Raw genomic sequence first — 9,487 nt, 5'->3', positions numbered from 1 at the left:
ACGGCCTCGTGCCGCGCGGCGGCCGCGAACACGCCCTGCACGTGCTCCGGCGCGGTCAGCATGGTGGCGGTGAACTCCACGGTGTGCCGGGCGTGTTGCCGCCAGAAGTCCTCGGCGGTCGCCGCCATCCAGGCCGGCGTGAACGCGGCGTCGCCGTGCTCGACGATCGCCCGCAGGTACGCGTCGGCCGCGCGGGCCGCGCTGTTGGCGCCCTGGCCGGTCATCGGGTCGTTGACCACGACGGCATCGCCGATGCCGAGCACGTGCACGTCCCGCGCACCGCCCAGCGCCGCCACCGGCCGCCGGACCGTCGGTGTGACCGCCCCGAACAGGCCCGCCCCCGCGTCCGTCGGCTCGGCATGCCGCCAGAGCTCCGCCTCCCAGGGCAGGTGCTCCACCAACAGGGCGCGGATCCTGGCCAGTTGGACGTCCGGCGCGGGCGCGTCGGTGAACGCGTCCAGCGGCCCGCCGGGCACCGCCTCCCACAGCAGGATCGCGCACGGCCCGGAGAGCGTCAGGGCCGGCTGGAGGTAGAGGTCCGCGAGGCCGGGCAGCGCGTACATCCGGGCCCGCGGCTCGACGGCCGGGTCGGGCGCGCCGACGCCGTGCGCGTAGAGGCACGACAGCGAGCGCTGCGGCCGGTCGAACGGCGAGCGGGCGGCGTCGCGTTCGAAGATCCCGGCCAGGCCGCCGCGCCCGGCTGCGACCACCGTCAGCTCGTGCCGCTCGGCGAGCGCGCGCAGCCCGTCCCGGTCCAGCGTGCGGTACTCGACCCGGCCGCCGCGCCCGGCCAGCAGCTCCAGCCAGCGCGCCAGCTTGAGCCGCTGGTCGACGGACTGCGCGGGCTCGTCCAGCGTCGCGGTGATCTCCAGCGCCCGCACGCCCGGCGGCACCGCGAGCGTCATCGTGAGCGTGTCGACGGCGGGCGCCTCGGCGGCCCACAGGTCCAGCCCGGCGGCGGCCTCGATCCGCAGCGCCGGGCCGAACATCGCCTGCGTGGACAGCACCCGCCCGCCGACCAGCTGTTCGGGCGTGCGCTCGGCGACCAGCGTCACCTCGTAGCCGGCCGCGACCAGCCCGAGCGCGAGCTGCAGACCGGCCTGGCCCGCTCCGACGACGGCGATCCGACGCATGGCACGCCTCCCGGGCGACTCGACTGACCGAACGTCAGATGCGCACGGTAGTCGAACAGTCGGGCGCCGTCACCACCCCGAACCGGACCGGCCGGTCAGGTGCGCGACGAGCAGGTCGAGCACCGCCGGGGCCTGCTCGGTCAGGTAGAAGTGCCCGCCGGGGAAGACCCGCAGGTAGAAGCCGCCGGTGGTGTGCCCGGCCCACGGCCGCACCTGCGCGATCGTCGCCCGGTCGTCGGTGTCGCCGACCAGCGCGGTGATCGGCTGCGGCACGGTGGCGTCCGGCGCGCAGCGGTACCTCTCGATCGCGGTGTAGTCGGCCCGCAGCGCCGGGAGGATCAGGGGGCGCAGCTCCGGATCGGCGAGGAGGCGCTCGTCGGTGCCGCCGAGCCGGCCGATCTCGGCGAGCAGCCCGTCGTCCGACATCAGGTGCATCTCGGTGTCGCGCGGCTCGGACGGCGCCCGGCCCGCCGACACGAACAGGTGCTCGGGCCCGGCCACCCCGTCCCGTGCGAACCGGCGGGCGACCTCGAAGCACACCGCCGACCCCAGGCTGTGCCCGAAGAACGTCAGCGGCCGGTCCGCCCAGGCCCGCAGCTCCCGGTACACGCACTCCGCGAGTTCCGCCACCGAGTCGATCCCCGGCTCGGCGAACCGGTTCTGCCGCCCCGGGTACTGCACGGCGAGGACGTCGGCGTGGGGCGCGAGCGCGGTCGCGTAGTCGACGAAGAAGCTCGCGGCCCCGCCGGCGTGCGGGAAGAACACGACCCGCGCGGGCGCCGAGTCACTCGGGCTGAACCGCCGGAACCACGGACTCTCGACAGCAGCACTACCGAACATGCGGGGCGACCTCTCTCAGCGGATGATCCTCTACCACCCCCAGTCTCCCAGGCCCGCCCCACCGACCCCAGGGGTCACTCGGGCAGTTCGTCGTCCTCGTCCCCGAAATCGGCCCACGGGTCCTTGTAGTCGTCCGGGTCCGTCACCCAGCCCGCCGCGAGGACGAGGCCCGAGGTGCGGTGGACGGCGAGGAAGCCGAAGGGACGGCCGAAGTCCGCCCGGACGTGGCGGACGCTGTACGGCGGGAGCGATGCGGCGGCGCCGATGGCGACGCCGAGGGCCGTGACGGCCGCCGCCCGGAAACCGCGGGGGCCGAAGCTCGCGGTGGCGGCCTGGCGGGCGCTGGCGACGACGAGGGGCTCGTCGTCCCCGGAGAGACCCGGGAGGTGGTTCTCCGTCGCGGACGGGCGGCTCGCGGTGGTGAGGCCGAAGAGGCCCCGGTGTTCCAGCAGGTCGTGGTCGGCCTCGACGGTGAACTGCGGGACGCAGACGGCCAGGACCGGCTCGCGCAGGTAGCTGCGCTGCCAGCCGATGGTGAGCCCGGGGCCCGGAGTGCCGGTCGGCAGGCGGTCGGCGGTGACCCGGGGGTGGCGGTGCGCCAGGATGCCGAAGCCTGCCGCGAGGACGGCGCCCGCCGGGGCGTCCGGCTCGCCGAGGAGCAGGTGGACGTCGATGTCGTGCTTGCCGAGCACCCGCACCTCGGTGACCGGGCCCGCCGGGGTGTCGGCGACGGCTGCGCGGTCGAGCAGGGAGGTGGACCGCGACAGGTACTCCACGTCGCGGCCCCAGGTGTCGCCGTCCACGTAGCCGCCGGGACTGAAGCGGCGGATCCACTCGGTCTTGACGGTCAGGGCACTGGCCAGCACGAACCGGGTGTTCTCGTCGACCTGGACGGGCATGGCGTCGATCAGCCCGTCCGTGCAGCGGGACGCCCAGGCGTCGAGCGTCTTGCGGTCCAGCTCGGGGTCGCCGGTCAGGCGGCCGATCACGTCCGCCGGGAGGCCCGCCAGCCATTCGGGCCGGGGCCGCACCCCCTGGGCCGTCCACAGCCCGAGCGCGGCCGAGGTGCCCGGCATGTCCCCCAGCAGGCCGAGCAGTTGACGCGCCCGCTCGGAGGCGGCGTCGGCCGGCAGCCCGAGCACGTCCTCCAACTCCCGCCGCACGGCCGGACTCCCCGCGGGCGCCACCAGTCCGAGCAGCGGCCACACGCCAGCCGGCATGAGCACCGTCTGCCGCCCGTCCGCGAGCGCGTGCTCGGCCCACCGCGCGCCCAGCCCGTTGACCCCGCGTACGATCTCGGCCTTGCTCATCAAGTCCCCTGTCCTCGGCTGCCGTACCGGAGCGTAGGGGTGCCCGGTCGGCCGCGGCCAGCGGTTTTCGCCACTCAGCGAGCGTCGTACTGCTCGCGCGTCAGCTCGTGCACGCGCACGCGGCGGCCCGTGGCCGGGGTGGTCGTCTCGCGCTCCACGCGCATGCCCAGCTTGTCCATCACGCGCTCCGACGCGGTGTTGCCGATCTGGGCGATGCTGACGAGCCGGTCCAGGCCGCAGTCCTCGAAGGCGAAGCGGACGGCCTCCCGCGCCGCCTCGGTGGCGAAGCCGCGGCCCCAGAAGGTCCGGGCCAGGCGCCAGCCGACCTCGACGGCCGGGAGCACCTCGGGCAGGAAGCGCGGGACGGCGAGGCCGGTGAAGCCCGCCAGCTCGCCGGTCTCGCGCACCTCGACGGCGAACAGGCCGAAGCCCTCGTCCTCCCACCGCTGCTCGACCATCGCGCTGAAGCGGTGGCTGTCCGCCTCCTCCAGCGGCTTGCCGTCGGCGATCCACCGCATCACCTCGGGGTCACCGTTGATGGCCGCCATCGGGGCCACGTCCTCCTCGCGCCAGCGGCGCAGGATCAGGCGGGGCGTCTCGATCGTCACCATGAGGTCCGTTCCTTCCGGTCCTTCCGAGTGGCGAGGATCGCCGAACTCGTGAGCGTGGTCGGCACTTCGGCGGCCAGCAGGCCGGGGTGGGTCAGGTAGAACAGGCGAAGCCCGTCGACCGCGCCCCGAAGAGCGGCGGCCGGCAGGCGCCCCACCTCGGGCGGGCGACTCTTCGAAAACCCGCAGGCAGCAGCCAGGCGCTCCGCCGCCACCACCCGCTCCGGCACACGCCGTCGATCACCGTCGCCCATCCCGAAAACCCCTCCCCCCGCGAAGCTCGACGAGCCTACCCTGGATGGCATGACCACAACCGATCCCGACTGGATCACCATCGTCGCCTACGAGAACCTCCCGGGCTGCCCGCGCCCGATGGCGGCCGTCCGCGCTTGACTGCGTGAGCGTGGCATCGACTGGATGCCCTGGCCGGCCGCGGACTTCCTCGTGAACCTGATCTGCGGGCAGGACGCGGACGGCCGCTGGCACGGCTGGTACGACATCCGGCTCCCCGCCGACGCACTACGCCCGCTCGGCCTCCACCCCGACCAGCCGACCGCGACCGCCAACAGCCCGTCCCCACCCGGCTGGTGGCACGCCGAGGCCGAACGCCGCGCTAGCCGAACCGCACCGCGGTAGCGCGCGAGCGCGAGACCGCGTCGAGAAGGAGCACCGAAGCCGCCTCGGGAACCGGATCGCCGTGGTCGAGCGCCGCCGACAACCGGGCCAGCCCGACCCGGTGCCGGGCGAAGACCCGGGTGGAGGCGTGCCGACCCCGCGCATGCTGGCCGTCGAGTGCCGTGCCCGCGCCGACGTCGAGCAGCACGAGGTGCAACTCGCGCCCCTGCCGCCCCGCCTCCCGCGCGAGCCACCGCCGCATCCACGCGCGGCTGCCGCAGTCGTGCACGAGCAGCGGGCCGCCCCGCCGGACGGAGCTCCGCAGGAGCAGCGCGTGCCGCGGCCGGGCCCACGGCCGGTAGACGGCGTACGGCAGCCACGCGGGCATGACGGCTTCGCACGCCTCGTGGACGGCCCGCGGATCGACCACGGCCACACCGTCCGCCGACCAGCGCCGCAGCAGCGTGCTCTTGCCCGCACCCGGCAACCCCGAGACGACCACGACCGCACCCGCCGGATACCGCACGGCAAACCCCGGCCCGTCGGCGCCCCGCAGGTCGACCACCCCGCGGGACACGACCTGCGTCCCGTCCGTCGTGCTGCCCATCCGGCCCCCGTTCGTACTCGACCGGGAACCATAACAGCCCCGCGCGCCACCACCGCGCCACCTACCGACATGATGGTGCGTCAGTTGACGTCCTCCCCGTCCTACGGACGGGGATTCCGGCCGCGCGAGCCGCGCGGGGCTTCGGCCCCGTGCGGGAACGAGACGAGCCAGTGTCGTCCCCGCCGGGTGACGGTTGCAGAGCGGACCTCACCACCGAGTGGACGGGACCAGCGAAACCGTACCCATCCGAGCTTCGGGAGCTTGACGCGGCCCCACTTGCGGCCGATCCTCTCGACCGTGATGAGGTTCCCGGCTGGGAATCGGAACGATGGCGACCAGCGCCACCGAGAGCGCCACCGGACCTTGAACGTCCCGCGCTCGCGGCACACCCGGTCCAAATCCCGCAACGTCTGCTGCAACACGTGCGACGGAGCATCCGCGAGCCACGAGAACTCGCGCTTCGCCTCGGCCAGCTCGGCGGCTTGAGGCACGTAGCCCATCCACGCCCCCCGCCGCCGGTACTCCCGCCGCTGCTCCAGCGCGGTGTTCCACATCGACCGGCAGATGTTGCCGAACGTCTCACACAACTCAGCCTGATCATCGGTCAGTTCAAGGCGGTAACGTCGCCCGGCCAGCATGAGGAACACCCCCCTTCGCCTCCTGCAATCAACATAGTGCACGCCACTGACAGCCAATCAGGAGCATCAACGCAGCGGCCTGTGCCACTTCGCAGGTCCGAGCCGAGGATGGGCTAACCTCCGGCTGAAACAGGGGATCTACGCCCAAGAGTTCGGATCATCGACAACCAGGAAGGCCGAACGTGACCGCGACGTACACCGGGCTGGTGCTGGCGGGGCTGGCGCGCGATCCGGGGCGGGTGGCGATCCGCTGCGGGGAGCGCGCGCTGACCGCGCAGGAGTGCCTCGACACCGTCCACCGCCTCGCCCGCGCGCTGGAGGGCGCCGGGCTGCGGCGCGGGGACGGGGTGACGGTGCTGGCCGGGAACCGGCCCGAGACGGTGCTGGTGCGGCTGGCCGCCAACGTGCTCGGCTGCCGGGTGGCGATGCTGTACCTGGACCGGCCGGTCGCCGAGCAGGTCGAGACGGCCGGGTTCGCCGGCACCGACGCGCTCGTGTTCGACCCGGTGCGCTTCGGGACGGCCGCCGCGCACATCGCCCGTGCGCTGCCCACCGTCGGTCGGTTGGCGCTCGGCCCGACGGAGCTCGGGACGGACATCCTGGAGCTCGCCGCGCCGCTGTCCCCCGCCCCGCTCGCGCCCCGGGGCCGGCCGGAGGACATCATGGCGGTGCGGTTCACGAGCGGCACGACGGGACGGCCGAAGGGCGTGGTGCGCCGGTTCGCCCGCCCGCCGAGGCCGGAACTGCCGGCCGCGTCGGTGTTCCTGCTCTGCACGCCGCTGGGCCACGGCGGCGGCACATCGGCGGACCTCGCGCTCGCGGCGGGCGGTTCGGTGGTACTCCAGGACGGCTTCGCGGCCGACGCCGTCCTGGCCGCCATCGAGGAGCACGCCGTCTCCCGGGCGTACCTGCCGCCGCACCTGCTGTACCGGGTCCTGGATCACCCGCTGCTGCCGCGCACGGACGTCGGCAGCCTGCGCCGCGTCACGTACACCGGCGGCCCGGCCGCGCCGCGGCGGCTCGCGGAGGCGACGCGCCGGCTGGGGCGAGTGCTGCACCAGACGTACAGCCTGACGGAGTGCGGCCCGGTGACGCGGCTGGCGCCGGACGAGCACCTCGACCCGCGGCTCCTCGGCACCGCGGGCCGCCCGTTCCCGGACACCGAGGTGCGCGTCCTGGACGGCGACGGCACCCCGCTGCCGCCCGGCGCGACCGGCGAGATCCACGTCCGCACGCCGACGGCGATGGAGGGCTACTGGCGGGACCCGGAGCTCACCGCGGAGGTGCTGCGGGACGGCTGGCTGCACACCGGGGACCTCGGCAGCCTGGACGCGGCCGGCTACCTGACGGTGGCCGGGCGGCGCGAACCGATGGCGATCGTGGACGCGCACAACGTGTACCCGGCGGATGTCGAGGGGCCGCTGCTCACGCACCCGGACGTCCGGGAGGCGGTGATGTTCGCGACGCCGGGGCCGGACCTGCTGGAGCGCGTGCACGCGGCGGTGACGACGGTGCCGGGCGCGCGAGTGACGAAGGAGCAGCTGCACCGGTGGGTGCGGGAGCGGAGCGGTCCGCTCTGCGCGCCGTCGTCGATCCTGGTCCTGCCGCAGCTACCGCTCACGGAAACGGGCAAGCCGGACCTGACGGTGCTGCGGGCGCTGGTGGACGGCGCTCCGGGGTACGCGTCCGCCGCCCTGGGGGCGCGCGAAGGGGTGTAACGCGCCCCCCTGATGCTTCGAGCGCCCGCGCGGGCGACCTCTCGCGCGGTGCTCGGCGGGAACAACCGCAGGTGGACACTCGACCGTGCGGACCGATGTGCCGATAAATCCCCGGCGGCGTTCCCTCGCTCCGTCCCCAGGAGGCACCTCCGTGACCTGGCTCCGCGTCCTGACCGCGCTCGGCATCCTCGCCGTGGCCGGCAGTGCCCTGCTCGTCTTCGCCCTCTGTACCGCGGCCGCCCGGGGTGAACGCGCCGAGGAGGCGCCCGACCTCCGCGAGGAGGCCGAGCGGAGCGGACTGTTCCAGCACATGGGCGGCGGCGAGACCTAGGGCGTGTCTCCATCCGCGAGGTCGTCCGGCCTGACCTCGATGTGGTCGGCCGCGAGGTCGACCGCCACCCGGTGCTCCATGCCCAGCGCCTCCAGGAACTTGACGGGCAGCTGGACCCGCCCGGTGCGGTCCAGCATCACGTACTCGCGCTCGTTGACGGACTCCTCGCCGTGCTCGTCCGTGACCGTGCGGCGCAGCACCTCGCTGCTGGTCCGGCCGTCGCGGATGGCGACGGTGCGGCGGACCTCGCCGGCCACCATCGGGTCGTGGGTGACGATCACGACGGTGGCGCCGAGTTCGCGGTTGACGGTGCGGAAGGCCTCGAAGATGACGGCGCCGGTCTCGGAGTCCAGTTCGCCGGTGGGCTCGTCGGCCAGCAGGACGGGCGGGTTGTTGGCCATCGCGACGGCGATGGCGACGCGCTGCTGCTGCCCGCCGGACAGCTCGTCGGGGCGGCGGCGCGCGAGGTCGCCGATCTCCAGGGCCTCCATCAACTCGGCCACCCGGGTGGCCTGTTGGCGGGAGCTCCCGCCCCGGCCCCGGCGGCCGCGCAGCTGCATCGGCAGGGCGATGTTCTCGGCGGCGGTCAGGAAGGGCAGCAGGTTGCGGGCGGTCTGCTGCCAGATGAAGCCGACCACCTCGCGCCGGTAGCGCAGGCGTTCGCGCGCGGACATCTCCAGCAGGTCGCACCCGGCGACGGTGGCCGTCCCCGCGGTCGGCACGTCGAGGCCGGCCAGGATGGTGAGCAGGGTGGACTTGCCGCTGCCGGAGGCGCCGACGAGGGCCACCAGGTCGCCCTGGGCGATGGTGAGTTCGAGGCCCTGGAGGGCCTGGACCTCGATCCCCTCGGCGCTGAAGATGCGGACCAGCCGGTCGCACACGATGGCCGCGCCCGCGCCGTACGCCGTGGGCGAGGCGGCGGCGAGGGCCCGCTGCCGGAGCTCCTGGAGGGTGGGGGCCGCGACGGCCGTCCGCTCCTGAGGGGTGCTCTTCACCGCTCTTCTCCTGTCTTCTTCGTCATCTCACACCGGTTCAACGCTGGTCCCCCGCCCGGAGTTCGGCGGCGAGCTGGCGGCGCCCGGAGACGACGGTCTCCGCCACCACGCCCGCGCAGACCACGAGCGCCAGCCCGGCCGTGGGCAGCAGCACGGGCAGCAGGGCGGGCGTCAGCTGCTCTCCGACGTGCACACCGACCAGCGCCGACAGGTCGAACGCGGGCCCGAGCAGGCCGACCGCGGCGAACGCGACGAGCGCGCCCCCGAGGGCCGCCGCGAGGGTCTGCGGCAGGGCCTCGGCGAGGATCAGCGCGAGCCCCTGGCGCGGGCGCAGGCCGAGGGTGCGCAGCCGGGCGAGCATGGCGCCGCGTTCGGGGGCGGCCCGGAAGAGCGTGAGCAGGACGGCGAGCAGGGCGAACCCGGCGGCGGCGACGACCGCGGCCCAGAAGAGCCGCTGCGCGGAGCGCTGGAGCGGGTCGGCGGCCAGGCGCGCGGCGACCCCGGCGCTGGTGCGCACGGTGTAGCCGCCGGGCAGGGCGTGCGGGTCGTGGCCGGCGGCCTCGGCGGCCTCCCGGATCACCTTGACGAGGCCCGCGGCGGCGGTGATCCCCTTGTCGCGGACCAGCGCGGTGAACTGCGCGTCGTCGATGTCGCCGACGCCGAACCAGGCGTTGGCCCGGCCGAGTTCGGGC

The 9,487-nt window shown here is 74.6% G+C and carries 12 protein-coding genes; 3 read left to right on the top strand and 9 right to left on the bottom strand.

Going from position 1 to position 9,487, the window contains the following annotated elements:
* The 5 genes from AB0O00_RS21640 to AB0O00_RS21620 all read right to left on the bottom strand — a co-directional run.
* On the bottom strand, nucleotides 1-1,133 hold a 1,133-nt coding region (locus AB0O00_RS21640; protein ID WP_363654151.1), incomplete at its 3' end, for a styrene monooxygenase/indole monooxygenase family protein.
* A 69-nt stretch (nucleotides 1,134-1,202) separates the two neighbouring features.
* Nucleotides 1,203-1,973 carry a thioesterase domain-containing protein gene (locus AB0O00_RS21635; RefSeq protein WP_363654149.1) on the bottom strand — a complete coding sequence of 257 codons (771 nt, stop codon included), beginning with the start codon at nucleotides 1,971-1,973 and terminating at the stop codon, nucleotides 1,203-1,205.
* A 74-nt stretch (nucleotides 1,974-2,047) separates the two neighbouring features.
* Entirely contained in the window at nucleotides 2,048-3,283 is a 1,236-nt protein-coding gene (locus AB0O00_RS21630; protein WP_363654147.1) for a serpin family protein, read from the bottom strand.
* A 74-nt stretch (nucleotides 3,284-3,357) separates the two neighbouring features.
* Nucleotides 3,358-3,894, bottom strand: coding sequence for a GNAT family N-acetyltransferase (locus AB0O00_RS21625; protein ID WP_363654145.1), 537 nt, complete (start codon nucleotides 3,892-3,894; stop codon nucleotides 3,358-3,360).
* Nucleotides 3,888-4,145 carry a hypothetical protein gene (locus tag AB0O00_RS21620; protein WP_363654143.1) on the bottom strand — a complete coding sequence of 86 codons (258 nt, stop codon included), beginning with the start codon at nucleotides 4,143-4,145 and terminating at the stop codon, nucleotides 3,888-3,890. The genes AB0O00_RS21625 and AB0O00_RS21620 overlap by 7 nt, the downstream gene beginning before the upstream one ends.
* Nucleotides 4,146-4,308: 163 nt before the next feature.
* Between AB0O00_RS21620 and AB0O00_RS21615 the strand changes: the two genes are divergently transcribed.
* Nucleotides 4,309-4,527, top strand: coding sequence for a hypothetical protein (locus tag AB0O00_RS21615; protein ID WP_363654141.1), 219 nt, complete (start codon nucleotides 4,309-4,311; stop codon nucleotides 4,525-4,527).
* Here the strand turns inward: AB0O00_RS21615 and AB0O00_RS21610 are convergent.
* The gene (locus tag AB0O00_RS21610; protein WP_363654139.1) at nucleotides 4,505-5,113 is read right to left on the bottom strand and encodes an AAA family ATPase; all 609 of its coding nucleotides are present in this window, start codon (nucleotides 5,111-5,113) and stop codon (nucleotides 4,505-4,507) included. The two genes, AB0O00_RS21615 and AB0O00_RS21610, sit on opposite strands and share 23 nt — an antisense overlap.
* A 101-nt stretch (nucleotides 5,114-5,214) precedes the next feature.
* Nucleotides 5,215-5,751 carry a transposase gene (locus AB0O00_RS21605; protein WP_363654153.1) on the bottom strand — a complete coding sequence of 179 codons (537 nt, stop codon included), beginning with the start codon at nucleotides 5,749-5,751 and terminating at the stop codon, nucleotides 5,215-5,217.
* A 182-nt stretch (nucleotides 5,752-5,933) separates the two neighbouring features.
* On the opposite strand from AB0O00_RS21605, the gene AB0O00_RS21600 reads away from it, so the two are divergent.
* Together AB0O00_RS21600 and AB0O00_RS21595 are read left to right on the top strand one after the other, a co-directional pair.
* Nucleotides 5,934-7,469: an AMP-binding protein gene (locus tag AB0O00_RS21600; RefSeq protein WP_363654138.1), complete on the top strand. Its 1,536-nt coding sequence runs from the start codon at nucleotides 5,934-5,936 to the stop codon at nucleotides 7,467-7,469.
* Nucleotides 7,470-7,620: 151 nt separating this feature from the next.
* Nucleotides 7,621-7,800, top strand: a complete 180-nt coding sequence (locus AB0O00_RS21595) for a hypothetical protein (protein WP_363654136.1) — start codon at nucleotides 7,621-7,623, stop codon at nucleotides 7,798-7,800.
* Here AB0O00_RS21595 and AB0O00_RS21590 read toward each other — a convergent pair.
* Both AB0O00_RS21590 and AB0O00_RS21585 read right to left on the bottom strand, forming a co-directional pair.
* Nucleotides 7,797-8,795, bottom strand: coding sequence for an ABC transporter ATP-binding protein (locus AB0O00_RS21590; protein ID WP_363654134.1), 999 nt, complete (start codon nucleotides 8,793-8,795; stop codon nucleotides 7,797-7,799). The two genes, AB0O00_RS21595 and AB0O00_RS21590, sit on opposite strands and share 4 nt — an antisense overlap.
* Before the next feature lie 37 nt (nucleotides 8,796-8,832).
* A partial coding sequence (locus AB0O00_RS21585; RefSeq protein ID WP_363654132.1) for an FtsX-like permease family protein occupies nucleotides 8,833-9,487 on the bottom strand: 655 nt, incomplete at its 5' end.

The organism is Kitasatospora sp. NPDC093558 (assembly GCF_040683475.1).
Classification (GTDB): Bacteria; Actinomycetota; Actinomycetes; order Streptomycetales; family Streptomycetaceae; genus Kitasatospora.
Note: the sequence above shows the minus strand (reverse complement) of the source record. Positions and strands in the feature narration are given on the sequence as shown.

Excerpts from the sequence above, each read along its gene's own strand:
- AB0O00_RS21635 (WP_363654149.1), bottom strand. The coding sequence starts at position 1,973 with ATGTTCGGTAGTGCTGCTGTCGAGAGTCCGTGGTTCCGGCGGTTCAGC.
- AB0O00_RS21625 (WP_363654145.1), bottom strand. The coding sequence starts at position 3,894 with ATGGTGACGATCGAGACGCCCCGCCTGATCCTGCGCCGCTGGCGCGAG.
- AB0O00_RS21620 (WP_363654143.1), bottom strand. The coding sequence starts at position 4,145 with ATGGGCGACGGTGATCGACGGCGTGTGCCGGAGCGGGTGGTGGCGGCG.
- AB0O00_RS21605 (WP_363654153.1), bottom strand. The coding sequence starts at position 5,751 with ATGCTGGCCGGGCGACGTTACCGCCTTGAACTGACCGATGATCAGGCT.
- AB0O00_RS21610 (WP_363654139.1), bottom strand. The coding sequence starts at position 5,113 with ATGGGCAGCACGACGGACGGGACGCAGGTCGTGTCCCGCGGGGTGGTC.
- AB0O00_RS21630 (WP_363654147.1), bottom strand. The coding sequence starts at position 3,283 with ATGAGCAAGGCCGAGATCGTACGCGGGGTCAACGGGCTGGGCGCGCGG.
- AB0O00_RS21615 (WP_363654141.1), top strand. The coding sequence starts at position 4,309 with ATGCCCTGGCCGGCCGCGGACTTCCTCGTGAACCTGATCTGCGGGCAG.